Source organism: Pseudomonas guariconensis (assembly GCF_015680235.1).
In the GTDB taxonomy this organism is placed as follows: Bacteria; Pseudomonadota; Gammaproteobacteria; order Pseudomonadales; family Pseudomonadaceae; genus Aquipseudomonas; species Aquipseudomonas guariconensis_A.
Map to the genome: position 1 here is coordinate 32,578 of NZ_JADLJL010000032.1, position 23,457 is coordinate 56,034.

The window sequence follows — 23,457 nt, forward strand, 5'->3', positions numbered from 1 at the left end:
TGAAAATTGCGTCAGCCTGCAACAGGATATTTCCGAAAAATCAATGGGAAACCGGCAGCTGGTCAGCGGTTTCGTTATCTTCGGCAGGGCCCTTGCCCTGGCTCAGGTCCACCTGGAAACGGCAGCCATGGGGCTGGGTGGCTGTCAGGGTGACCCGCCAGCCTTGGTCATCGCAGATCCGCTGCACCAGCGACAATCCGAGGCCCAGGCCTTCGCCGCGGCGCTCGTCACCGCGCACGAAGGGGCGGAACATGGCTTCGCGTTGCTCTTCCGGAATACCCACCCCGCTGTCCTCGACACTGAAGCCGGCAGGCTCCAGGCTCAGGCGGATGTAGCCGCTGTCGGTGTAATGGGCAGCGTTGCGCAGCAGGTTGCCCATCACCGATTGCAGGAACGTGGCGTTGTAGAGCACCCGACCGGCGCTGATGCGGCCGTCGTAGTAGAGCGTCAGCCCCTTCTGCTCGATGGTGTCGCGCCAGACACCGATCAGGTCGTCGGCCACCTCGCTCAAGGTCGCCTGGGAAGCCACCGCGCCTTCGTCGCGCTGGGCCCGGGCGAGCATCAGGAAGGTCTTGACCAGCTCGCGCATTTCCTCGGTCGCCCGGGCGATGCGCTCCACCTGGCTGCGCGAACGGGCGTCGAGGTTCGGGTTCTCCATCAATAGTTCGCAGGACGTGGCCAACACCATCAAGGGCGTGCGCAGCTCATGGCTCACGTCGCTGGTGAACAGCCGCTCGCGGGTCAAGGCATCGCGCAGGCGGCCCAGGGTATCGTCGAAGGCCACCGCCAGCTGGCCGACTTCGTCCGCGGCGTAATCGGGGGCCAAGGGCGGTGCCAGGCCCAGCAACTGGTCACGATGGCGCACCTGGCGGGCCAGGCGGATGACCGGCGCCATCACGCGCCTGGCCAGCAACCAACCAAGGGTCACGGCCAGCACCAGGCTGAGCATGAAGCCCACCACCACGACCGCGAACAGCACCCGCTCGCGTTCCTCGAAGTCGCTCTGGTCCTGCAGCAGCACGTAATGGCGACCGTCGACGATCTCCACCATCGCGTGGTAGGACAACTGGTCGCGGAACACTTCATGGAAGCCCGGTTTCAGATGGCGCAGGTCCTTGGGCAATTCGAAATCGTCGCGCCCCCCGCTGAAGTAGAACAGCTGGTCGGGGCGCGGCCGATGGCTCCAGTCACTGATGCTATCCATACGCAGCAGGCGCTGCAGGTCCCCTCCGAGCACGGCGGAGATCAGCCGCTCCTCGACCAGGTGCACGGTGGCGACGATACCGAAGGCGAAGGCGCCGGCCACCAGTGCACTCATCAGCGCGAAGGCGATGATGATGCGCTGGGCAAGGCTCTGCTTAAACTCCATCACGGCCCTCGGCGAGGCGATAGCCGACGCCATGGACGGTATGCAGCAGCGGTTTTTCGAACGGTTTGTCGATCACCTGACGCAGTTGGTGAACGTGGCTGCGCAGGCTGTCGCTGTCAGGGCAGTCATCGCCCCACAGGGCTTCTTCGAGCACCTCGCGACGCAGCACATGGGGGCTCTTCTGCATCAGCACCGCGAGCAGCTTGAGGCCTACCGGGTTGAGCTTGAGCAGGCGCCCTTGGCGGGCGACTTCCAGGGTATCGAGGTCATAGCTCAGGTCCGCGACCTGCAGCGTGCGGCGGCCACCGCCCTGGGCGCGGCGCAGCACCGCCTCGATGCGCGCGGCCAGTTCAGACAGGGCGAACGGCTTGAGCAGGTAGTCATCGGCACCGGAACGAAAGCCCTGCAAGCGATCGTCGAGCTGATCGCGGGCGGTGAGCATGATCACCGGGGTATCGCGGCGTGCATCTTCGCGCAGGCGCTTGCACAGGGTGTAGCCATCGATGCCCGGCAGCATGATGTCGAGCACGATCAGGTCGTAGTGCTCGGTGGCGGCCAGGTGCAACCCGGACAGGCCATCCTGGGCACAATCGACGGTGTAGCCCTTCATGCCCAGGTAGTCGGCCAGGTTGGCGAGGATATCGCGGTTGTCTTCAACCAGTAGAATGCGCATCGGAGTCTCCTGTGCGGCGCTTTCGCTCTGCGCGGCAGGCGCAGCTTAAGGCCATCGCCGGCGCGGCGCCAGTCTTGGGCAACGATCCTGAAGGCTGACGGATTTTTCACCCATCCTTCACGAACCCAGCATAGCGGCAAGCCGACAATGGCCGGCATTTATCGCCCCTGGAGTCGTCATGCAGCAAAGCCCCCGCCCCCGCCCGCTCAACCTCTGGTTGTACCTGGGCATCCCGCTGGCCACCGCCGTGGCTTTGATCTTGCTGGAATGGACGTCGCTGGACATGGATGTGGCCAAGCTAGCCTTCGACCCGGCCGCCGGCCAGTTCATCGGCCGTCACAGCTACCTGTTGGAAAATATCCTGCACGACCGGGTCAAGCAGGTCGTCATCGTCCTGGGCCTGTTGTCGATCGTCGCCTTCGTGACCAGTTGCTTCTGGTCGCGCCTGTTCGGATGGCGTCGCGAGCTGGGTTGCCTGGTGCTGTCGCTGGCCTTGTCCACCGCCTTCGTCACCCCGCTCAAGGCCGCCACCGAGGTGCAGTGCCCGTGGAGCCTGACCCAATTCGGCGGCAAGGAGACCTACAGCAAGCTGCTCGAACACCGCCCGGCCACCGACAAACCCGGGCGCTGCTGGCCTGGCGGCCATGCGGCGACCGGCTTCAGCCTGTTCGCCCTGTTCTTTGTCCTGCGCGACCGGCGCCCCCGCCTGGCGCGCGCTGCCTTCGTGCTGGCATTCACCACCGGCACGGTGCTGTCTATCGGGCGCATGCTGCAGGGCGCGCACTTCTTGTCGCATAACCTGTGGACAGCGGTGTTCTGCTGGATGATCGGGCTCGGGTGCTACTACTTGGTGCTGTATCGCCGGGGAGCCGTGACGGTGCCCGAAGCACAACGTAGCGTTGCCTGAATGAACGGGGGCGCTTTGCGCCCCTTTCGCGGCACAAGGCCGCTCCTACAAAAAAGCACACTTTCCCGTGGGAGCGGCCTTGTGCCGCGAAAAGCCGAAACAAAAAGCCCCGCACTAGGCGGGGCTTCTTGTTACAGCGAAGGGTGAGGCTGGCTTACATCATGCCGCCCATGCCACCCATGCCGCCCATGTCTGGCATGCCGCCAGCAGCTGGCTTGTCTTCCGGCAGGTCGGCAACCATGGCTTCGGTGGTGATCATCAGACCACCGATCGAAGCTGCGGCTTGCAGAGCCGAACGGGTGACCTTGGCTGGGTCCAGGATGCCCATCTCGATCATGTCGCCGTATTCGCCGGTAGCGGCGTTGTAGCCGTAGTTGCCCGAACCCTGCTTGACCTTGTCAGCGACAACGCTTGGCTCGTCGCCGGCGTTGGCAGTGATCTGGCGCAGCGGGGCTTCGACCGAGCGACGCAGCAGTGCGATACCGACGTTCTGGTCTTCGTTGTCGCCCTTGAGGTCGGCAACGGCCTGCAGGGCGCGTACCAGGGCAACACCACCGCCAGGCACCACGCCTTCTTCGACAGCTGCACGGGTTGCGTGCAGGGCGTCTTCGACGCGAGCTTTCTTCTCTTTCATCTCGACTTCGGTGCCGGCACCGACCTTGATCACGGCAACACCGCCAGCCAGCTTGGCCAGGCGCTCTTGCAGCTTCTCACGGTCGTAGTCCGAGGAAGTCTCTTCGATCTGGGCACGGATCTGCTTGACGCGCGCTTCGATGTCAGCGTCGGAACCGGCGCCGTCGATGATGGTGGTGTTTTCCTTGGACAGAATGACGCGCTTGGCGTTACCCAGGTGCTCCAGGGTGGTGGTTTCCAGGGTCAGGCCGATTTCCTCGGAGATGACCTGGCCGCCGGTCAGGGTGGCGATGTCCTGCAGCATGGCCTTGCGGCGGTCGCCGAAGCCAGGTGCCTTGACAGCCGCGACCTTGACGATGCCGCGCATGTTGTTGACCACCAGGGTGGCCAGGGCTTCGCCTTCGACGTCCTCGGCAACGATCAGCAGTGGGCGGCCGGCCTTGGCAACGGCTTCCAGAACGGGCAGCAGCTCGCGGATGTTGGAGATCTTCTTGTCGACCAGCAGCAGCAGCGGGCTTTCCAGCTCGGCAACCATGGTGTCCGGCTTGTTGACGAAGTACGGCGACAGGTAGCCACGGTCGAACTGCATACCTTCTACGACGGACAGTTCGTTTTCCAGGCCCGAGCCTTCTTCGACGGTGATCACGCCTTCTTTACCGACTTTTTCCATGGCTTCGGCGATGATTTCACCGATGGAGGTGTCGGAGTTGGCGGAGATGGTACCTACCTGGGCGATGGCCTTGGAGTCGGCGCATGGCTTGGACAGGTTCTTCAGCTCGGCGACGATGGCGGCGGTGGCCTTGTCGATACCGCGCTTGAGGTCCATCGGGTTCATGCCAGCGGCAACGGCCTTCAGGCCTTCGTTGACGATAGCCTGGGCCAGGACGGTAGCGGTGGTGGTGCCGTCACCGGCAGCGTCGTTGGCCTTGGAAGCAACTTCCTTGACCAGCTGGGCGCCCATGTTCTCGAAGGCGTCCTTCAGCTCGATTTCCTTGGCGACGGAAACGCCGTCCTTGGTGATGGTCGGCGCGCCGAAGCTCTTAGCCAGGACCACGTTACGGCCTTTCGGGCCCAGGGTCGCTTTGACGGCGTCAGCCAGAACGTTGACACCAACCAGCATTTTCTTACGAGCGGAATCGCCGAATTTTACGTCTTTAGCAGCCATGATCGTTTATTCCTTGAAAATCTTTGGAGTAACGGGAAGTCGGGGAAATCAGCCTTCGATGACGGCCAGGATTTCGTTTTCAGCCATGACCAGCAGGTCTTCGCCATCGACTTTCACGGTGTTGCTGCCCGAGTAAGGGCCGAAAACCACTTTGTCACCCACTTTCACGGCCAGCGCGCGTACTTCGCCGTTTTCCAGGATGCGACCGGTGCCAACGGCGACGACTTCGCCGCGGTTTGGTTTTTCAGCGGCCGAACCCGGCAGGACGATACCGCCAGCGGTTTTCGATTCTTCTTCGCTGCGACGGATGACGACGCGGTCATGCAGAGGACGAAGCTTCATTGTCGATCTCTCCTAAATTGTGGTTTTCATCGGCCGGTGTCGATACCGGCGGGTTGATACGGTCCGGCGTTGCCGGTCGGGGCTCGCCCGGGCGAACCCCGTATATATGTCTGGTGTTGCCACCAGAAACCTTGCGGTGACCCATACATGTGGTCGCCGAAATCAATTACAAGGCTTGATACGTAAAAATTTTTATCCGGGTGAAAAAGCTGGGGCCGCTTCGCGCCTCCTTCGCGGCACAAGGCCGCTCCTACAGGGTCATGCGCGAACCTGTAGGAGCGGCCTTGTGCCGCGAAGGAGGCGCGAAGCGGCCCCCAGCGATGTTACTTGTCGCGGCGCTCGTACTCGCCCTCGATCACATTAGGACGATGGCCACCTTCCCGCGGCTGCGCCTGGAACGGGTCGTCCTGGAAGGCGCGCTGGCGCATGGCCTGGGCTTCGGCGCGCTGGCGCATCTTGCGCGCGGCCAGATGGCGGGTGAACGGCAACAGGCACAGCAGGCCCAGCACGTCGCTGATGAAGCCCGGCAGCAGCAACAGGCCACCACCGACTGCCAGCATCAGGCCCTGGAACATGTCCTCGGCGGGCAACTCGCCACGCTGCAGGCTCTCGCGGGCACGCAGTGCGGTGGCCAGCCCGGCCACTCGCATCACCAGCACGCCCAGGGCGGAGCCGGCGATGATCAGCAGCAGCGCCGGGAAGAAACCGATGGCGGCACTGACCTTGACGAAGACGAACAGCTCCAGCACCGGAAAAATCAGAAACAGCAGTAGAAAAGCACGCATTCAAGGGATCCTCGGCGGAAGAAAGCCTTCCTGTAAGACCATCAGATGGATGCGTATACGCCTGTTTTCAACCCTCGACGTTCGTCGCCACCGGCCATTGGTCGGCGCGGGCCAGCAAAACCAAGGCTTCACGAACCTGTATCGGCGTATTACAAACAGTGGGAAACGCCAGCCAATAGATGCCTTGGCCGATGCGCAGGTGCATGCCCTCGCTGTCGATGCCCACCAGTTGCGCCGGCGCGGTACGGGGCAGGTCGGTCAGCTCGACGTAATGGGCGATGGCGTTGGCATGGTCGCTGTTCATGTGCTCGATCATGCTCGCCTCGGCCTGGCCGGCGAAGGGGTTGGCCAGGGTCACCTGGTCGAGCCAGTGGATCGCGCCGAAGCCGCCGATGTAGCGGTGGCGTACAGGCTCCAGTACCCAGAAATCGAAATCGTGCGCCTTGTGGTAGTTCTCTGCGTCAGGGAAGTAGCGGTAGTAGCGCTCGGCCGCTGCCTCGATGGCGCGTTCATCGGTGAGCTTGCGGGCCTCGGCCATGACCGTCAGCCGCCCCACGGCCTGGACATCTTCGGCATCGCGCTCACCCACCAATAGCGAACACTTGGCGTCCTTCTGCAGGTTGTGGGTGTGCTGGGCGATACGGCTGATCAGGATCAGCGGGTGGCCATCTGCGTCCAGGCAATACGGCACCACCGAGCCGAAGGGGAAGCCGGGCATGGATTTGGAATGGGTCGAAAGGACGCCGCGGTACTCCTTGAGCAGCAGTTCCCGGGCGGGGCGGATGGCAGTGTTACTCACGAAGGACGCTCCTGGGCGGCGGATTGGATGCGGACAAAGATAAGCATTATCACTCCCCGCTGCCAATCCGCGCCTGTTGCAGGAACAGGCCGCTTACGCCTACCAGGTCACCCCGAAGCCGGCCGTGTAACGGGTCTTGTCCAGGTCGCTGTCCCGGGTCCCGCTGATGATGTCCTTCTCCGCCTTGAGGTTGAGCGAGGCCCATTCGGTGACCTTGTAGCGCAGGCCTGCCTCGGCATCGAGCGAGTAGTCGGCCACGCCGCCCAGGGGCTTGCCGAACTCGCCATTGGTGAAGATCTCGACGCTCTTGCCGATCAGGTAGCGGTTGTAGTCCCACTTCAGCGCGGCGGAATAGAAGTTGTCCTTGCCGCCATCGCGGTACTCGAAATCGGTGCGGTTGATCAGCGAACCGAGGGAGAACGCCCCCAGTTCGTCGTCCCAGAACTGGTAGCCCGGGCCGGTACCGACGGTGCGCTGGCGCGCCAGGTCTTCGATGTGGTCGCGCTTGTACTCCAGGCGCCCTTGCCAGAACCACTGGTCGGTGATGAAGCGGTCCAGGGCGTACTCGGCCTTCCAGTTGTTGGTGGTCGTGACGTCGTCCTTGGTCTCGCGGTTGTATTCGCCTTCGGCGTTGTGCCGCCAGCGGCCATGGCGCGCGGTGGTCTTGAAGCTGACATCGTAGTCGTCGGTATCGTTCTCGGCGCGCTTGTAGTCCATGGCCACATCGACGTTGCCCTTCCACAGGAAGTCCTCGACCAGCGGCCTGGGCTTCATGATCTGTTCGATGCTCGCCAGGTCCACGGTCTTGGGCGCCTCGCCGTTGGCCAGGGTCACCTTGCCCGGCTCGGCGGCCTTGAGCGACTTGGTCTTCTCGCCGTTGTAGGCATCCTGCTTGACCAGCAGCTCCTGGTCGCTTTCCAGGGTTTGCACTTCTTTCCAGTCCAGGGCGATGGAGCCGCCATACGGGGTTTCCAACAACAGCTTGCCGCCATCGAAGACCTTGATCTTGCCGCTGAGCCTGTCGCCGTTCTTCATCCATACGGTATCGGCGAGTGCCGGTGCGCAGAGGGAAGCAGCGAGGATACATAGCAGGGTTCTAGAATACATAAGCAGACTACAGGTTCGATTTACCGAAAAAAGCCGGGCATTATCCAGATCACCACGACCAGAGCAAGGACAGACCCCAGCGTATGAAGTTGAGTTCCGCTGCCATTTCATACGGTCCTTGGCGAACTTTCTTGGAAAACAAGGAAAAGTCCGATGCCCTCTTCCCTACAGACGAGTGAGGATGAGAAACATGCCCGACGGACGGCACTCTATTCCGTTCTCGGCCAGATTCCTCCCGGCAAGGTGGTCAGCTATGGCCAACTGGCCGAGCTGGCAGGCCTGGGCCGCGCCGCCCGCTGGGTCGGGCGTACCCTCGGGCAGCTGCCGACCGACACCCGCCTACCCTGGCATCGGGTGTTGGGTGCAGGCGGACGCCTGAGCCTGGCCCTCGGCACGCCGTCGGGGGATGAACAGCGCGCTCGTCTGCGTGCAGAAGGCGTTACAGTCGTGAACAATCGCGTCGATATGTCGCGTCATGGCTGGCGTCCGATGGAGCACAGCGGTTAGAGTGCGCGCTTTGTTTTCGCAAATATTGAGGCAGATGTTGGCCCATGCCCCGTAAAACCTGGCGCGCTGCGCTCGCTGCCTATGCCAGCCCGTCGACCTTGGTGCTTTTGCTGCTTGGATTCGCCGCCGGCCTGCCGTACATGCTGGTGTTTTCGACGCTTTCCGTGTGGCTTCGGGAAGCGGGTGTAGCACGCGAGACCATCGGCTATGCCAGCCTGATCGGCCTTGCCTACGCGTTCAAATGGGTTTGGTCGCCGCTGCTGGACCAATGGCGCCTGCCGGTGCTCGGTCGCCTTGGTCGGCGTCGCTCCTGGCTGTTGCTATCGCAGGCCCTGGTCGTGGTCGGCCTGGTCGGCATGGGCCTGTGCGACCCGCAAAAACACCTGTCCTGGCTGATCGCCCTGGCCGTGCTGGTGGCCTTCGCCTCGGCCACCCAGGACATCGCCGTGGATGCCTATCGCCTGGAAATCGCCGATGACCAGCGCCAGGCCGCACTGGCCGCCAGCTACATGGCCGGCTACCGCGTCGCGGCCCTGCTCGCCACGGCCGGCGCCCTGTTCTTCGCCGAATGGTTCGGCTCCACCGGCTTCAGTTACCTGCACAAGGCCTGGACCGGCACCTATGTGCTGTTCGGCGTGCTGATGCTGCCCGCGCTGTTCACCACCCTGGTGATGCGCGAGCCGTCTGTGCCGATGCGCACCCAGCTGTCGGCGGCGCGCTACGGCCTGGTTCACCAGTTGGCATCGGTGTTCGTGCTGATCATCCTGCTGGTGTCGGTACCGGCGAGCTTCACCCAGATGTTCAACACCGGCTGGTCCAGCGTGATTACCGGTGATGCGACCATGCTCGACCTGCTGCTCGAGGACCGCGCCTTCCTGCGCCTGATCCTCTACGTGCTGCTGACTTGGGCCTGCCTGTCGTCCCTGGGCCGCAGGGGCCTGGCGCCGGTGCTGACACCGGTCAACGACTTCATCCTGCGTTACCGCTGGCAAGCCTTGTTGCTGCTCGGGCTGATCGCCACCTACCGCATGTCCGATACGGTGATGGGCGTGATGGCCAACGTGTTCTACATCGACCAGGGCTTCACCAAGGACCAGATCGCCAGCGTCAGCAAGATCTTCGGCCTGATCATGACATTGGTCGGCGCCGGGGCCGGCGGCCTGCTGATCGTGCGCTTCGGCATCCTACCGATCCTGTTCATCGGCGGCGCAGCCTCGGCGGCGACCAACATCCTGTTCCTGATGCTGGCCGACATGGGCCCGAACCTGGAAATGCTGGTGGTCACCATTTCCCTCGACAACTTCAGCTCGGGCCTGGCCACCTCGGCGTTCGTGGCCTACCTGTCGAGCCTGACCAACCTGAAGTTCTCGGCCACCCAGTACGCTCTGCTCAGCTCGATCATGCTGCTGTTGCCGCGCCTGATCGGCGGTTACTCAGGGGTGCTGGTAGAGAAGTTCGGCTACCACGATTTCTTCCTGATCACCGCTCTGCTGGGTGTACCGACCCTGATCCTGATCGCCCTGCACTGGCATCAGGAAGCTGGGCGTGGCAAGCAGGCACCGGTGGACAATTCCGCGGCCGAGCGGCCTTGAGTCCAGGGGCCGCTTCGCGGCCCATCGCGGGACAAGCCCGCTCCTACAGAGGCCTCGTTCTTGCTGTGGGGGCGGCCCCAACCCTCTATGCCACGGCCCCCTGGCCCCGGCGCCCACCCACTACATACCACAACGGCCACAGCGCCAACGCCCCGGCGATGCCGGCGCCCAAGGCAAAGTGCACCAGGCTCGCCCCGGCACCCAGCATTGCCAGGACCGCCCCGCCAAGCCCCAGCAGGGCAATGGTGATCATCCCTAGCATCGCCGATACCAGCCCCTTGCTCTGCTCGCTGGCGAACAGCGTCATGCGATACAACACCGCATTGGCCACGCCCAGGCCCAGCGCATACAGCGACATACCCGCCACCACGCTGGTCACCGTCGGCCAGTACCAGGTCGCCACCACCATCAGGCCCAGGCCGGCCAGGTAGGGCCAGAGCGCCCCGCGCACCAGGCTGGCCAAGGGATAGCGGTCGGCGATGCGGTTGATGATCAGGTTGCCCAGGATCAGCCCGCCGAATACCGGTAGCTGCCACAGCGCATATTCCATCGTACTCAAGCCTTCATCGGTGATCAGCAACACCGGCGACAGGCCGATCCAGCCGATCAGCGGCAAGCCCACCAACCCAAGCGCGGCACTGCCCGCGACGAAACGGCGATTGGTCAGCAACTGGCCGTATCCGGCCAGCAACGGCAACAGGTGGATCGGGGTGAATGGCAGACGCGACCCGTCGCGGCGCTCCACGCCCAGGGTTTCCGGCATCAACCGGTACAGCAACGCCCAGGTCAGCACCGCGCCCATGGCAAACGCCACGAACAGCCAACGCCAGTCCAGCCACTGCAGCATCAAGGTGCCCACCAGCGGCCCCAACAGCGGCGACAACAGGGCGATGTTCGCCAGCAGGGCCATCATGCGCACGGCATCGGCTTCGCTGAAGGCCTCGTTGAGCGCCGGATAACTGACCGTCACCACGAAGCCCAGGCCGATGCCCTGCAACAGGCGCAGCAGGTTGAACAGGCCGATGTCATGGACCCAATAGGTCGCAAGGCACGCCGCCCCGAACATCGCGCAACCGGCCAGCAACAGCGGCCGACGGCCATAGCGGTCGGCCAGCGGGCCGATCAGCCATTGCAGCAGCACGCCGCCGAGCAGGTACAGGTTCAGGGCGTGGGGAATGTATTCGGGGCTGGCCTTCAGATCGTCGACCACCACCGGCATGGCGGGCATGACCGCATCGCTGGCCAGGTAAGTCAGCAACTCGAACAGGGCCAGGGTCAGCCCGAACAGCAAGGCGCGCAGGGGCGTGATGTACAGCAATGGTTTCATGATGAAAAACAGCTTGGTGAACAGGAGGGACCAGCCTATATGCCAGAAATGGCAGGGGTTGGCTGTGAACAAGTGTAATGGACCAAGAACGCATCGCGGGACAAGCCCGCTTCCACAGGGCCTGCATCACCCTGTAGAAACGGCCTTGTCCCGCGACGGGATCTCGCGAAAGGCCGCTTACTGCGCAGCCGCTTCCTGCACCACGCGGATCACCCGCTGCGGGAACGGAATGTCGATACCTTCGGCCTTCAGGCGATCACGGGCATGTTCATTGAGCATGAACATCACGCTCCAGTAGTCGGCCGTGTTGACCCAGGCACGCAGGGAGACGGTGATGGCGCTGTCGCCCAGGGTCGACACCACGGCTTCCGGAGCCGGGTCCTGTAGCACGCGTGGGTCCTTGGCCAGTTCCAGCAATACGTTGCGCGCCTTTTGCAGGTCAGCGTCGTAATCCACGCCGACGTCGAACACCACCTTGCGGGTCGGCTGGCGGTTGTAGTTGGTGATGATGCCATTGGACAGGCTGCCGTTGGGCATGATCACGGTCTTGTTGTCACCGGTGCGCAGCACGGTGTGGAAGATCTGGATGCTGTCGACGGTCCCGCTCACGCCTTGGGCTTCGATCCAGTCGCCGATGCGGAATGGGCGGAACAGCAGGATCAACACGCCACCGGCGAAGTTCGCCAGGCTGCCTTGCAGGGCCAAGCCGATGGCCAGGCCGGCGGCACCGATGGCGGCGACGAAAGAGGTGGTCTCGATGCCGATCATCGACGCCACGCTGACCAACAGCAACACCTTCAGCACGATATTGGTCAGGGTGCTGATAAAGCCTTGCAACGCCACATCGGCATTGCGCAGGCCCACCAGCCTGCCCAGGCGCGCACTGAGCTTGTTGACGACCCACCAGCCGATGGCCAGGGTCAGCAGTGCCAGCAGCAAACGGCTGCCGTATTCCATGAGCAAGGGGATCCACGTCTGCGATTGGCGGACCAGTTGATCGACTTCAGCGTTCAAATCCATATTCATTCATCTCCTGAGCCCTGCGGCTGTACGAAAAAACAGGCCGCGAATATCTCGCGGCCCCAGGTTCCGATGGACATCAATAGGCCATCAAGGTTCCTGTTTCACGGCGATCAGTCGCGGAAGTTGTTGAACTGCAGCGGCATGTCGAATTCCTTGGTGCGCAGCAGGGCGATGGCTTCCTGCAGGTCGTCGCGCTTCTTGCCGGTGACCCGCACCTGCTCGCCCTGGATGGCGGCCTGGACCTTGAGCTTGGCGTCCTTGATGGTAGCGACGATCTTCTTGGCCAGTTCTTTATCGATACCCTCGCGGAACTTGGCTTCCTGCTTCATTTCCTTGCCGGAGGGGTAGGCATCCTTGACTTCCAGGCACTTGACGTCGATCTTGCGCTTGACCAGGGCCAGGCGCAGGATCTCGATCATCGCCTCGAGCTGGAACTCCGCCTCGGCGGTCAGGAGCACGGTCTGCTCCTTGTCCTTGAACTCGAAGCTGCCCTTGCCCTTGAGGTCGTAGCGACGGTCCAGTTCCTTCACCGCGTTGTCCACGGCGTTGGTGACTTCGTGCTTGTCCAGTTCCGATACCACGTCGAACGAAGGCATGGTTGTTCTCCAAAATAAAAGCGCGCTCGGTCGGATGGAGCGCGCCAGGTTTGACGGTTAAAATGCGGGCTCATTATAACGGGTTGCGAAACGCAGATGAGCAGCACCTGGCATATTCTCGGCGCCGGTAGCCTCGGCAGCCTCTGGGCCTGCCGCCTGGCCCGCGCGGGCAAGGCGGTACGCCTGATCCTGCGCGACGACCGGCGCCTGGCCGCCTACCAGGCCGCCGGTGGCCTGACCCTGGTCGAACATGGCCAGGCCAGCCACTATGCGATCCCCGCCGAGAGCCCCGGCGCCCATGGGCCGATCCATCGCCTGCTGGTCGCCTGCAAGGCCTATGACGCCGCCTCCGCCGTGGCCCGCCTGGCGCCGCGTCTGGCCGAAGGGGCCGAACTGGTGCTGCTGCAGAACGGCTTGGGCAGCCAGGACGAGGTCGCCGACCAAGTACCCCGTACCCGTTGCATCTTCGCCTCGAGCACCGAAGGCGCCTTTCGCGAGGACGACTGGCGCGTACGCTTCGCCGGGCAAGGCTTCAACTGGCTCGGCGACCCCGCCAACCCCACCGTGCCGCAATGGTTCGACGACTTGTCCGAGGCCGGCATCCCCGCTGAATGGACGGTGGATATTCTCACCCGCCTGTGGCGCAAGCTGGCGCTCAACTGCGCGATCAACCCCCTCACAGTGCTGCACGACTGCCATAACGGCGGCCTGCTGGAACACCTGGGCGAGGTCGCCACGCTGTGCGACGAGCTCGCCGCACTGCTGCGCCGCTGCGGCCAACCCCAGGCCGCCGAAATGCTGGACGAGGAGGTGCAGCGGGTCATCCTGGCCACGGCAGCCAACTACTCTTCCATGTACCAGGATGTGCGCCATGGCCGGCGCACCGAAGTGCACTACCTGCTCGGCCACGCCTGCCGGACCGCAGCCCGCCACGGCCTGGGCCTGCCACACCTGGAACGCCTGCACCAGCGGCTGGTCGATAGCTTGCAGGCCCGTGGCCTGCCCAGCGACTGACGCTGCCCATCAACCGCACAGAGGACACCGCCTCGCCCATGACCCTGCGCCAACGCCTGGAAAATCTCCCGGTCGGGCAGAAACTGCTGGCGGCCTTGCTGGTACTGCTGGTCACCATCCTGCTGGTGGCCAACCTGGCGTTCATCAGCGCCGCCTACTGGATCACCCAGGAAAGCATGGCACCCCAGGCCCTGCACACCATCGGCCGGCTGGTGTCCAATCCCCAGTTGTCGGCACGCGCTGGCGACTCGCCGGAAGCGGCCAGCGCCCTGCTCAAGGAACTGGACAGCTACTCGCCCCTACGTGCCGCAGCCCTCTATGGCGGGGATGGGCGCATGCTCGCACAGTTGCAACACGGCGACCCACTGGCGCTACCCAAGCGTTTTCGCAATATCAGCGGCTGGCGCATGATGGAGTTTCGCAGTACCCAGCTGATCCCCCTGCCCCGCGAAGGCAAGCCGCCGGCCTACCTGCTGCTGGTCGCCAGCAGCGAACTGCCGACGGCCTTCTACACCGGTACCCTCACCGCGAGCTTGGCGATCCTGATCTTCAGCGTGCTGCTGTGGTTGCTCATCGCCCGGCAGATCAAGCGCTTGATCACCCAGCCGATCCACCAGCTCGAGGAGCTGAGCCGCCAGGTCACCCGCGAGGAAAGCTATGCTCTGCGCGCCCAGCGCGGCAATGACGACGAAATCGGCAGCCTCGCCGATGCCTTCAACACCATGCTCTCGCGTATCGAGGCTCGCGAGCAGCAACTCAAGCGCACCCGCGACGAATTCCAGATGGCCTACGACCAGGCCCAGGGCCTGGCGGAAGAAACACGCCACACCAACCGCAAGCTGGAACTGGAAGTCCAGGTGCGCAGCAAGATCGAGAAGAAGCTCACGGGCTTTCAGAACTACCTCAACAGCATCATCGATTCCATGCCCTCGGCCCTGATCGCCCTGGACGAGCAGCTCTACGTGACCCAGTGGAACCATGAGGCCACAGTGCTCTCCGGCACACCGCTGGACGAGGCGCTGAACCAGCCGATCTTCATCGCCTTCGAGCCGCTCAAGCCGTTCCTGCCACAGCTCAAGGAAAGCGTGGAAAAACACCGCGTGGCCAAGATCGAACGGGTCACCTGGCCCAAGGGCGAGGACGTGCGCCACTATGCCTTGACCTTCTACCCGTTGACGGGCGGAGGCGGGCGTGGCGTGGTGATCCGCATCGACGACATCACCCAGCGTCTCTCGCTGGAAGAGATGATGGTGCAGTCGGAGAAGATGCTCTCGGTCGGCGGGCTTGCCGCGGGCATGGCACACGAGATCAACAACCCCCTGGGCGCGATTCTGCACAACGTGCAGAACATCCGCCGGCGGCTGTCGCCGGAGCTGCCGCGCAACCAGGAGCAGGCGGCCGAGCTGGACATCGACCTGCCCAGCGTCAACCGCTACCTGGAAAGCCGCGAGGTACCCCAGTTGCTCGATGGCATCCAGCAAGCCGGCGCACGCGCGGCCAAGATCGTCACCCACATGCTCAGCTTCAGCCGCCGCAGCAACCGACAGCTGGCGCCCTGCGACCTGCCGGCGCTGATCGACCAGGCCGTGGAGATCGCCGGCAACGACTTCGACCTGGCCATCGGCTTCGACTTCAAGGGGCAGCATATCGTGCGCCAGTTCGACCCCGCGCTCGGGCCGGTCCCCTGCACGGCCAACGAACTGGAGCAGGTGCTGCTCAACCTGCTCAAGAACGCCGCCCAGGCCATCCACCAGCGCCCGCAACCCAGCGAGCCAGGACGCATCACCCTGCGCACCCGGCTCAACCCGCCGTGGGCGGAGATCCAGGTGGAAGACAACGGTGTCGGCATGCCCGAAGCCGTGCGCAAGCGTACCTTCGAGCCGTTCTTCACCACCAAGGAAATCGGCCAGGGCACCGGGCTGGGCCTGTCGGTCTCGTATTTCATCATCACCAACAACCACAAGGGGCAAATGGAAGTGCATTCCGCGCCCGGCCAGGGCACCTGCTTCACCCTGCGCCTGCCCCTTGGCCAACCGGTGCCGACGGCACCAGGCACCACGGAGGCATGACATGGGCTATCGCCTGTCGAAGATCTACACCCGCACTGGCGACAAGGGCGAGACCGGCCTGGGCGATGGGCGCCGGGTCCCGAAGGATCACCCTCGCATCGAGGCCATCGGCGAGGTGGACAGCCTCAACAGCCAGCTGGGCCTGTTGCTCGCCGGGCTCGCGGACGAAGGGCTGGAAGAAGTGATGGAGGTTCTGGCGCCCTGCCAGCACCGGTTGTTCGACCTGGGGGGCGAGTTGGCAATGCCAAGCTACCAGGCGTTGAACGCCGTGGAAGTCGAACGGCTGGAAGCGGCGATCGATCGCTGGAACGAAGAGCTGGGGCCGCTGAAGAACTTCATCCTGCCCAGCGGCTCGGCGCTGGTGGCCCAGGCCCATGTGTGCCGGAGCCTGGCGCGCAGCGCGGAGCGGCGTTGCCAGCAGCTCAATGCGCTCGAGCCGCTGGAGGGGGTCGGGTTGGCGTACATCAACCGATTGTCGGACCTGCTGTTCGTGGCGGCCCGGATCATCGGGCGGCGGCAGGGGGTGGCCGAGGTGTTGTGGCAGCCTGCGGATAAGCCTAACGCCTGATTTTTGGGGCTACTTCGTAGCCCATCGCCGGCAAGCCGGCTCCCACAAGGACCGCACAGGGCTTGAGTTCTGTGCAGGCCCTGTGGGGGGGGGCGGGGGGCGCCCGCCGGGGGGGCCCGCGCCCCCCCGGCGATGGGCCGCAAAGCGGCCCCGATTACTCAGACTTCAGGCCAGAACGCCCGGATCCCGGCAACACCCTGTGCTCCGGCATCCCAAGCCTGCTCCCGCTCACCGGCCCCGACACCGCCGAGCAGGAACACCGGATGGTTGATCCCCTGGATCAGCCGCCCCGCTTCCTCCCACCCCAGCGGCACGGCGTCCGGATGAGTCTGGGTCGCTTGCACCGGCGACAGGGTGACGAAATCCACGCCCATCTGCTCGGCCAGAGCCAGCTCCTCGGCATCGTGGCAGGACGCCGCCAGCCAGCGTGCCTTGGGGAAGGGGCGGCCATTGGCGGCATACTTGCGCAGTTGCGCCGAGGTCAGGTGCCAGCCAGCGGAGGGGAAATCCCCCAACCACTCCAACGGCCCCTTGAGCATCAGCTGGGCCTTGCCGGCACACAAGCCGACCGCATCCACCGCCACGTCGCGGTACTTGGGATCGTACATGTCCGGTGCGCGCAGCTGGATCAGGCGGATGCCATCAGCGATGGCCTTCTGGATGCCGCGTAGCAGTTGCGGCGCGTCCAGCCCGTCCGGAGTGATCAGGTATTGGTCAGGCAGTCGGGCGGCCGCCACGATCGGCGCGTTGGCCTCGGGGAAGTCGTACTGCGCCAGGTCCCGGGGCGCCACCCAGGCCAACGGCTGGCCCTCGGCGCCATGGGGCTCGCCGGTGAAGCCGTCGACTTCGCGGACATCGAGCAGCACCTGCTTGTCCGGGTAATCATGGCTGACCTTGATCAGCGGCCGGGAACGGGTCACCTCGATGCCCAGTTCCTCACGCAGCTCACGGGCCAGCGCCGCCTCGACGGCCTCGCCCTCCTCCACCTTGCCGCCAGGGAACTCCCACAGGCCGCCCTGGTGCTGGGTGTCGGCGCGCCGCGCGATCAGGATGCGCCCGTCGGTGCCACGAATGACTGCTGCTACGACGTGGATCCGTTTCACCCTTCACGCTCCGCCAGGCCTGCCTTCTGCCAGGCCTGGAAGGCCGGCCACTGGTAGATGGTTTCGATGTAGGTAGCCGCTTCGGCCGGCACTTCTACGCGGTAGGTGCGCAAGCGCACAGCCACCGGGGCGAAGAAGGCGTCGGCCAGGCTCGGCGTGCCGAACAGGAACGGGCCGCTTTCCTTGGCCGCCAGGCGGCATTCGGACCAGAGGGCGACCATGCGATCGATATCCACCTGGACATCCAGCGGGATGCTTTCCAGGCCTTCGTCGCGGGACAGGTCGAATGGCATGGCAGTGCGCAGGGCCATGAAACCGCTGTGCATCTGCGCGCAGGCCGAGCGGGCCTGGGCACGGGCAGCGATGTCGGCAGGCCACAGCTGGGCGTCGGGGTGGCGCTCGGCCAGGTATTCGGCGATGGCCAGCGAATCGGCGATCACGCCATGTTCGGTCTTGAGCAGCGGCACCTTGCCACTGGCCGAGAATTCGAGGATGCGTTTGCGGGTGTCGGGCTGATTCAGCTTGATCAGCGTTTCTTCATAGGGCACACCAGCCAGCTCCAGGGCCAGGGCGCCACGCAGCGACCAGGAGGAGTACAGCTTGTCGCCGATGATCAGGTGATAGCTCATGGTTCGGCTCCATTGGTTTGGAAATTCATGGCTGCCTTGCAGCCCATCTCCGGCAAGCCGGCTCCCACAGGTTCAGCACAGGTCTGGGGTATACGGCGGCATCTGTGGGAGCCGGCTTGCCGGCGAAGGGGCCGCGACGCGGCCCCAGCTGAATCAGGTGCGGTATTCAGCGTTGATCTTCACGTACTCGTGGGACAGGTCGGTGGTCCAGATGGTTTCGCTGCATTGGCCACGGCCCAGCTCGATACGAATGGTGATTTCCTCCTGGGCCATCACCTTGGAACCCTGCTCCTCGGTGTAGCTCGGGCTGCGGCCGCCCTTGCTGGCGATGCAGACGTCGTCGAGGTACACGTCGATCAGGCTGACATCCAGCGCCGGTACGCCGGCACGGCCGACCGCAGCGAGGATGCGGCCCCAGTTGGGATCGGAGGCGAACAGCGCGGTCTTGATCAGCGGCGAGTGGGCCACGGCGTAGCCGACGTCCAGGCACTCCTGGTGGTTACCGCCGCCGTTGACCTGCACGGTGACGAACTTGGTGGCACCTTCGCCATCGCGCACGATGGCCTGGGCCACTTCCATGCACACCTCGAACACGGCTTTCTTCAAGGCTTCGAACAGCGCCCCGCGGGCTTCGGTGACTTCCGGCAGGTTGGCCTTGCCGGTAGCGATCAGCATGCAGCAATCGTTGGTCGAGGTGTCGCCGTCGATGGTGATCCGGTTGAACGACTTGTTGGCACCGTCAAGCAGCAGGTCCTTGAGCACGGCAGGCGCGACCTTGGCGTCGGTGGCGATGTAGCCGAGCATGGTGGCCATGTTCGGACGGATCATCCCGGCCCCCTTGCTGATGCCGGTGACCGTGACGATGACGCCATCGTGCTGGAATTGGCGGCTGGCACCCTTGGGCAGAGTGTCGGTGGTCATGATGCCGGTGGCGGCTTGCGCCCAGTTGTTTTCCGACAGGTCATCCAGGGCGGCCTGCAACGCCCCCTCGATCTTCTCGACCGGCAGCGGCTCGCCGATCACGCCAGTGGAGAACGGCAATACCGCACTGGCATCGACCCCGGCCAATTCGGCCAGCTTGGCGCAGGTGCGCTCGGCGGCAGCCAGGCCTGGCGCGCCGGTCCCGGCATTGGCGTTGCCGGTGTTGGTCAACAGGTAGCGCACGGTGCCTTGTACACGCTGCTTGGAGAGGATCACCGGCGCTGCGCAGAAGGCGTTGAGGGTGAATACACCCGCGACGCTGGAGCCTTCGGCGCAACGCATCACCACCACGTCCTTGCGCCCAGGGCGCTTGATGCCGGCGGACGCGATGCCGAGTTCAAAACCGGGAACCGGGTGCAGGGTGGGCAAAGGACCAAGACCAACAGCCATTAGAGCGCTCCTAGAAAATACGGTGAACAGGTGATGGAAGAGCGGGGCCGCTTCGCGCCCCATTCGCGGCACAAGGCCGCTCCTACAGTGCCTTGGGCGCGGTCCCTGTAGGAGCGGCCTTGTGCCGCGAATGGGCCGCACAGCGGCCCCGGTTTGTCACGTTACAGCAGGCGGATCAGATCACTCGATCTGGCCGTGGCAATGCTTGAACTTCTTGCCCGAACCGCACCAGCACGGCTCGTTGCGGCCCAGCTTCTGCTCGTTGCGCACCGGCGCGGTGGCCACGGCCACTTCGGCACCTTCCTGCGCAGCGTGCTCTTCGCTTTCCAGGCCAGGGGCGGCGGCATGCTGGAACTGCATGCGCTGGGCCAGTTCCTCGGCTTCGCGACGCAGGCGCGCTTCCTCTTCGGCCGGGTCCTCGCGACGGACCTGGACATGGGACAGCACACGGATGGTGTCGCGCTTGATCGACTCCAGCAGTTCCTGGAACAGGCTGAAGGATTCGCGCTTGTACTCCTGCTTCGGGTTCTTCTGCGCATAGCCGCGCAGGTGGATACCGTGACGCAGGTGGTCCATGGTCGACAGGTGGTCTTTCCACAGGTCGTCGAGCACGCGCAGCAGGATCTGCTTCTCGAAGGTGCGCAGGGCCTCCTCGCCAGCCTGATCTTCCTTCTCGTTGTAGGCCGCGGTGATTTCGCTGAGCAGCTTCTCGCGCAGGGTTTCCTCGTAGAGGCGCTCGTCCTCGTCGAGCCACTGCTGGATCGGCAGCTTCATGGCGAAATCGCTGGCCAGGGCCGCTTCCAGGCCGGCCACGTCCCACTGCTCGGGCAGCGACTGTGGCGGAATGTGCTGGCTGATGGTGGCATCCAGCACTTCCTGGCGGAACTCGGCGATGGTATCGCCGATGTTGTCGGCCGCCAGCAGGCTGTTGCGCATGTGGTAGATCACCTTGCGCTGCTCGTTGGCCACGTCGTCGTATTCGAGCAACTGCTTGCGGATGTCGAAGTTGCGGCCTTCGACCTTGCGCTGGGCCTTCTCGATCGCGTTGGTGACCATGCGATGCTCGATGGCCTCGCCAGACTGCATCCCCAACGCCTTCATGAAGTTCTTCACCCGATCGGAGGCGAAGATACGCATCAGGCTGTCTTCGAGCGACAGATAGAAACGGCTGGAACCCGGGTCGCCCTGACGACCGGCACGGCCGCGCAGCTGGTTGTCGATACGGCGGGACTCGTGGCGCTCGGAGGCGATCACGTGCAGGCCACCGGCTTCGATCACCTGCTGGTGACGCTTCTGCCAGTCGGCCTTGATCTGGGCGATCTGCTCGGCGCTCGGGTTCTCAAGGGCCGCGACCTCGGCTTCCCAGTTACCCCCCAGCAGGATGTCGGTACCCCGACCGGCCATGTTGGTGGCGATGGTCAGCGCGCCCGGCGCACCGGCCTGGGCGATGATCTCGGCTTCCTTCTCGTGGTACTTGGCGTTGAGCACCTTGTGCTCGATACCTTCCTTCTTGAGCAGGTTGGACATGTGCTCGGAGGTTTCGATAGTGGCCGTACCGACCAGGACCGGGCGGCCCTGCTTCATGCTTTCCTTGATGTCGGCGATGATCGCCGCGTACTTTTCGTCGGCGGTCAGGTACACCAAGTCGTTGAAGTCCTTGCGCGCCAACGGCTTGTTCGGCGGAATGACCATCACGTTCAGGGCGTAGATCTGAGCGAACTCGAAGGCCTCGGTATCGGCGGTACCGGTCATGCCGGACAGCTTGGTGTAGAGGCGGAAGTAGTTCTGGAAGGTGGTCGAGGCCAGGGTCTGGCTCTCGGCCTGGATGTTCAGGTTCTCCTTCGCCTCGATGGCCTGGTGCAGGCCCTCGGACAGGCGGCGGCCCGGCATGGTACGGCCGGTGTGCTCGTCGATCAGCAGGACCTGGCCGTCCTGGACGATGTACTCGACGTTGCGGTGGAACAGCTTGTGGGCGCGCAGGCCGGCGTAGACGTGGGTCAGCAGGCCCAGGTTGTGCGCCGAGTAGAGGCTCTCGCCCTCGGCCAGCAGGCCGGCCTGGGTGAGCATCTCCTCGATGAACTGGTGGCCAGCCTCGTTGAGTTCCACCTGGCGGCTCTTCTCGTCGATGGTGTAGTGACCTTCCTGGGTCACCTGGCCTTCGACTTCCTCGATATGCTGGGTCAGGCGCGGGATCAGGCGGTTGATCTCGATGTACAGCTTGGAGCTGTCCTCGGCCTGGCCGGAGATGATCAGCGGAGTACGGGCTTCGTCGATGAGGATGGAGTCGACTTCGTCGATCACGGCGAAGTTCAGCTCACGCTGGAACTTCTCTTCCTGGCTGAACGCCATGTTGTCGCGCAGGTAATCGAAACCGAATTCGTTGTTGGTGCCGTAGGTGATGTCGGCGGCGTAGGCAGCGCGTTTCTCCTCCGGTGGCTGGAAGGCCGAGACGATGCCCACGGAAAGACCGAGGAACTCGTACAGCGGGCGCATCCAGTTGGCGTCACGGCGGGCCAGGTAGTCGTTGACCGTTACCACGTGCACGCCCTTGCCGGACAGCGCGTTGAGGTAGACGGCCAGGGTACCGACTAACGTCTTGCCTTCACCGGTGCGCATTTCTGCGATCATGCCCTCGTGCAGGGTCATGCCGCCGATCAGCTGCACATCGAAGTGACGCATGCCCATGACGCGCTTGCCGGCCTCACGGGCCACGGCGAAGGCTTCGGGCAGCAATTGGTCGAGGGTCTCGCCTTTGGCCAGGCGCTCCTTGAACTCTGCGGTCTTGCCTCGCAGCTGCTCGTCGGAGAGGGCCACCATCTTCTCTTCGAAGGCATTGACGATATTCACCGTCTTGAGCATGCGTTTGACTTCACGCTCGTTCTTGCTTCCAAAAAGTTTCTTTAACAAAGGCGCAAACATATCGACAGGATCTTCCACACTTAGGGATGGAGGGCGGCCCCGTGAGTCGCCCGTGCAGCCCACGGGCTGCATGCGAACGAGCATTCTACCCGGAAACGATGGTGAGGAAAGTGGTGGATTTCCACGATGCTGGCACAGCGCTTTGGCGGGGGCCCTCCTAACATAAGGCCTTTTCGGGCAAGTTCAAGGTGCTGGAAGATGAAACGTATCAGGGACATTTCCGAAGAGGATCAGGCAGTTGCGTTGCGTTTTGCCGCCCAATCGCGGGACAAGCCCCACAGGGGTTCGCACCGGCAGCACCGGTACAACGGGCTTCTGTTAAGATGGCTGTCCTGTAACCCACCGTGTATTCCAATGGCCTACAAGAGCTCCTCCGCCCGCCCACCGGCTGCCCTGCTGCGCCAGGCTCGGCCGCTGCGTCTGCTGCTCAACCAGGCCGAACGCCTGGAGCACTTGCAGCGCCTGCTGGAAAGCCAGCTGCAGCCGGCGGCACGCGAGCATTGCCATGTGGCGTCCTGGCGCGATGGCACATTGTTGCTGGTGGTGACGGACGGTCATTGGGCGACACGCCTGCGCTACCAGCAGAAAAGACTGCAACGCCAGCTGCAGGCGCTGGAGGCCTTCGGCAACCTGCAGCGCATCCTGTTCAAGGTGCAGCCGCCGCTGGTGCCGGCCAAGCGCGAGGGGCAAGGGGCCGAACTGTCGAGCAAGGCGGCCGAGAGCATTCGTGATTCGGCTGAAGGCATTACCGACCCCAGGCTGCGCGCAGCGCTGGAGCGGTTGGCCAGTCATGCTCGAGACAAGCGATAACCCGCAGGTGCCGCTTCTCGGCGCAGCAGCCCCATCGGTCCCAATAGGCATAAAATAGGATCGAGTAGGAGACGGGCTCTCACCCGTCGTCCTCTCACACCACCGTGCGTACGGTTCCGTACACGGCGGTTCAGGTTATGCGGCTAAGC

21 protein-coding genes are annotated in these 23,457 nt (G+C 64.0%); 7 read left to right on the top strand and 14 right to left on the bottom strand.

Translation table 11 applies throughout. The annotated features are described in order from the left end of the window. Positions 1-40: 40 nt before the first annotated feature. Positions 41-1,369 (bottom strand): sensor histidine kinase, encoded by a 1,329-nt coding sequence (locus IRZ56_RS18745; RefSeq protein WP_196146304.1) that lies wholly within the window; start codon positions 1,367-1,369, stop codon positions 41-43. Next, on the bottom strand, positions 1,359-2,042 hold the full coding sequence (gene colR, locus IRZ56_RS18750; protein WP_196146305.1) for a two-component system response regulator ColR: 684 nt from the start codon (positions 2,040-2,042) through the stop codon (positions 1,359-1,361). Before colR ends, IRZ56_RS18745 begins: the two co-directional genes overlap by 11 nt. A gap of 178 nt (positions 2,043-2,220) precedes the next feature. On the opposite strand from colR, the gene IRZ56_RS18755 reads away from it, so the two are divergent. Next, positions 2,221-2,949 carry a phosphatase PAP2 family protein gene (locus IRZ56_RS18755; protein WP_196146306.1) on the top strand — a complete coding sequence of 243 codons (729 nt, stop codon included), beginning with the start codon at positions 2,221-2,223 and terminating at the stop codon, positions 2,947-2,949. Positions 2,950-3,103: 154 nt separating this feature from the next. Here IRZ56_RS18755 and groL read toward each other — a convergent pair whose 3' ends face one another. The 5 genes from groL to IRZ56_RS18780 all read right to left on the bottom strand — a co-directional run bounded on the left by groL (position 3,104) and on the right by IRZ56_RS18780 (position 7,780). Continuing rightward, positions 3,104-4,747: a chaperonin GroEL gene (groL, locus tag IRZ56_RS18760; protein ID WP_196146307.1), complete on the bottom strand. Its 1,644-nt coding sequence runs from the start codon at positions 4,745-4,747 to the stop codon at positions 3,104-3,106. Between the two features lie 48 nt (positions 4,748-4,795). Further along, entirely contained in the window at positions 4,796-5,089 is a 294-nt protein-coding gene (locus IRZ56_RS18765) for a co-chaperone GroES (protein ID WP_012274036.1), read from the bottom strand. Positions 5,090-5,412: 323 nt separating this feature from the next. Next, positions 5,413-5,874, bottom strand: a complete 462-nt coding sequence (locus IRZ56_RS18770) for an FxsA family protein (protein ID WP_196146308.1) — start codon at positions 5,872-5,874, stop codon at positions 5,413-5,415. Between the two features lie 67 nt (positions 5,875-5,941). Continuing rightward, a complete protein-coding gene (locus IRZ56_RS18775) occupies positions 5,942-6,673 on the bottom strand; it encodes a HugZ family protein (protein WP_196146309.1) in 732 nt (243 codons plus the stop codon). Between the two features lie 99 nt (positions 6,674-6,772). Next, the gene (locus tag IRZ56_RS18780) at positions 6,773-7,780 is read right to left on the bottom strand and encodes a DUF481 domain-containing protein (protein ID WP_196146310.1); all 1,008 of its coding nucleotides are present in this window, start codon (positions 7,778-7,780) and stop codon (positions 6,773-6,775) included. A gap of 153 nt (positions 7,781-7,933) precedes the next feature. Here IRZ56_RS18780 and IRZ56_RS18785 point away from each other — a divergent pair, with 153 nt between their 5' ends. Next, a complete protein-coding gene (locus IRZ56_RS18785) occupies positions 7,934-8,287 on the top strand; it encodes an MGMT family protein (protein ID WP_196146311.1) in 354 nt (117 codons plus the stop codon). Between the two features lie 44 nt (positions 8,288-8,331). Further along, on the top strand, positions 8,332-9,879 hold the full coding sequence (locus IRZ56_RS18790; RefSeq protein ID WP_196146312.1) for an AmpG family muropeptide MFS transporter: 1,548 nt from the start codon (positions 8,332-8,334) through the stop codon (positions 9,877-9,879). Between the two features lie 85 nt (positions 9,880-9,964). Here the strand turns inward: IRZ56_RS18790 and IRZ56_RS18795 are convergent, their stop codons facing one another. The 3 genes from IRZ56_RS18795 to IRZ56_RS18805 all read right to left on the bottom strand — a co-directional run bounded on the left by IRZ56_RS18795 (position 9,965) and on the right by IRZ56_RS18805 (position 12,825). Further along, positions 9,965-11,206: an MFS transporter gene (locus IRZ56_RS18795; RefSeq protein WP_196146313.1), complete on the bottom strand. Its 1,242-nt coding sequence runs from the start codon at positions 11,204-11,206 to the stop codon at positions 9,965-9,967. Between the two features lie 177 nt (positions 11,207-11,383). Next, positions 11,384-12,226, bottom strand: a complete 843-nt coding sequence (locus tag IRZ56_RS18800; RefSeq protein WP_196146324.1) for a mechanosensitive ion channel family protein — start codon at positions 12,224-12,226, stop codon at positions 11,384-11,386. A gap of 113 nt (positions 12,227-12,339) precedes the next feature. Continuing rightward, positions 12,340-12,825 (bottom strand): YajQ family cyclic di-GMP-binding protein, encoded by a 486-nt coding sequence (locus IRZ56_RS18805; protein WP_084855798.1) that lies wholly within the window; start codon positions 12,823-12,825, stop codon positions 12,340-12,342. Between the two features lie 96 nt (positions 12,826-12,921). On the opposite strand from IRZ56_RS18805, the gene IRZ56_RS18810 reads away from it, so the two are divergent. The 3 genes from IRZ56_RS18810 to IRZ56_RS18820 are packed head-to-tail and all read left to right on the top strand — an operon-like array spanning position 12,922 to position 16,476. After that, positions 12,922-13,839, top strand: coding sequence for a putative 2-dehydropantoate 2-reductase (locus IRZ56_RS18810; protein WP_196146314.1), 918 nt, complete (start codon positions 12,922-12,924; stop codon positions 13,837-13,839). 38 nt (positions 13,840-13,877) lie between these two features. Then, positions 13,878-15,908 (top strand): sensor histidine kinase, encoded by a 2,031-nt coding sequence (locus tag IRZ56_RS18815; protein ID WP_196146315.1) that lies wholly within the window; start codon positions 13,878-13,880, stop codon positions 15,906-15,908. A gap of 1 nt (position 15,909) precedes the next feature. Then, positions 15,910-16,476, top strand: coding sequence for a cob(I)yrinic acid a,c-diamide adenosyltransferase (locus tag IRZ56_RS18820; RefSeq protein ID WP_196146316.1), 567 nt, complete (start codon positions 15,910-15,912; stop codon positions 16,474-16,476). 158 nt (positions 16,477-16,634) lie between these two features. Here the strand turns inward: IRZ56_RS18820 and IRZ56_RS18825 are convergent, their stop codons facing one another. The 4 genes from IRZ56_RS18825 to secA all read right to left on the bottom strand — a co-directional run bounded on the left by IRZ56_RS18825 (position 16,635) and on the right by secA (position 22,498). Continuing rightward, positions 16,635-17,579: a Nudix family hydrolase gene (locus IRZ56_RS18825; protein ID WP_196146317.1), complete on the bottom strand. Its 945-nt coding sequence runs from the start codon at positions 17,577-17,579 to the stop codon at positions 16,635-16,637. Next, positions 17,576-18,208: a glutathione S-transferase family protein gene (locus IRZ56_RS18830; RefSeq protein WP_196146318.1), complete on the bottom strand. Its 633-nt coding sequence runs from the start codon at positions 18,206-18,208 to the stop codon at positions 17,576-17,578. The genes IRZ56_RS18825 and IRZ56_RS18830 overlap by 4 nt, the downstream gene beginning before the upstream one ends. A 153-nt stretch (positions 18,209-18,361) precedes the next feature. Next, a complete protein-coding gene (gene argJ, locus IRZ56_RS18835; protein WP_196146319.1) occupies positions 18,362-19,579 on the bottom strand; it encodes a bifunctional glutamate N-acetyltransferase/amino-acid acetyltransferase ArgJ in 1,218 nt (405 codons plus the stop codon). A 180-nt stretch (positions 19,580-19,759) separates the two neighbouring features. Beyond that, positions 19,760-22,498: a preprotein translocase subunit SecA gene (gene secA / locus IRZ56_RS18840; RefSeq protein ID WP_196146320.1), complete on the bottom strand. Its 2,739-nt coding sequence runs from the start codon at positions 22,496-22,498 to the stop codon at positions 19,760-19,762. A gap of 354 nt (positions 22,499-22,852) precedes the next feature. Here secA and IRZ56_RS18845 point away from each other — a divergent pair, with 354 nt between their 5' ends. Continuing rightward, complete coding sequence (locus tag IRZ56_RS18845) at positions 22,853-23,308, top strand: DUF721 domain-containing protein (RefSeq protein WP_196146321.1); 456 nt, start codon at positions 22,853-22,855, stop codon at positions 23,306-23,308. Positions 23,309-23,457 lie beyond the last annotated feature (149 nt).

Bases quoted from the DNA above. Each gene is read 5' to 3' on its own strand.
- IRZ56_RS18745 (WP_196146304.1), bottom strand. From the start codon at position 1,369: ATGGAGTTTAAGCAGAGCCTTGCCCAGCGCATCATCATCGCCTTCGCG.
- colR (WP_196146305.1), bottom strand. From the start codon at position 2,042: ATGCGCATTCTACTGGTTGAAGACAACCGCGATATCCTCGCCAACCTG.
- IRZ56_RS18755 (WP_196146306.1), top strand. From the start codon at position 2,221: ATGCAGCAAAGCCCCCGCCCCCGCCCGCTCAACCTCTGGTTGTACCTG.
- groL (WP_196146307.1), bottom strand. From the start codon at position 4,747: ATGGCTGCTAAAGACGTAAAATTCGGCGATTCCGCTCGTAAGAAAATG.
- IRZ56_RS18765 (WP_012274036.1), bottom strand. From the start codon at position 5,089: ATGAAGCTTCGTCCTCTGCATGACCGCGTCGTCATCCGTCGCAGCGAA.
- IRZ56_RS18770 (WP_196146308.1), bottom strand. From the start codon at position 5,874: ATGCGTGCTTTTCTACTGCTGTTTCTGATTTTTCCGGTGCTGGAGCTG.
- IRZ56_RS18780 (WP_196146310.1), bottom strand. From the start codon at position 7,780: ATGTATTCTAGAACCCTGCTATGTATCCTCGCTGCTTCCCTCTGCGCA.
- IRZ56_RS18785 (WP_196146311.1), top strand. From the start codon at position 7,934: ATGCCCTCTTCCCTACAGACGAGTGAGGATGAGAAACATGCCCGACGG.
- IRZ56_RS18790 (WP_196146312.1), top strand. From the start codon at position 8,332: ATGCCCCGTAAAACCTGGCGCGCTGCGCTCGCTGCCTATGCCAGCCCG.
- IRZ56_RS18795 (WP_196146313.1), bottom strand. From the start codon at position 11,206: ATGAAACCATTGCTGTACATCACGCCCCTGCGCGCCTTGCTGTTCGGG.
- IRZ56_RS18800 (WP_196146324.1), bottom strand. From the start codon at position 12,226: ATGGATTTGAACGCTGAAGTCGATCAACTGGTCCGCCAATCGCAGACG.
- IRZ56_RS18805 (WP_084855798.1), bottom strand. From the start codon at position 12,825: ATGCCTTCGTTCGACGTGGTATCGGAACTGGACAAGCACGAAGTCACC.
- IRZ56_RS18810 (WP_196146314.1), top strand. From the start codon at position 12,922: ATGAGCAGCACCTGGCATATTCTCGGCGCCGGTAGCCTCGGCAGCCTC.
- IRZ56_RS18815 (WP_196146315.1), top strand. From the start codon at position 13,878: ATGACCCTGCGCCAACGCCTGGAAAATCTCCCGGTCGGGCAGAAACTG.
- IRZ56_RS18820 (WP_196146316.1), top strand. From the start codon at position 15,910: ATGGGCTATCGCCTGTCGAAGATCTACACCCGCACTGGCGACAAGGGC.
- IRZ56_RS18830 (WP_196146318.1), bottom strand. From the start codon at position 18,208: ATGAGCTATCACCTGATCATCGGCGACAAGCTGTACTCCTCCTGGTCG.
- argJ (WP_196146319.1), bottom strand. From the start codon at position 19,579: ATGGCTGTTGGTCTTGGTCCTTTGCCCACCCTGCACCCGGTTCCCGGT.
- secA (WP_196146320.1), bottom strand. From the start codon at position 22,498: ATGTTTGCGCCTTTGTTAAAGAAACTTTTTGGAAGCAAGAACGAGCGT.
- IRZ56_RS18845 (WP_196146321.1), top strand. From the start codon at position 22,853: ATGGCCTACAAGAGCTCCTCCGCCCGCCCACCGGCTGCCCTGCTGCGC.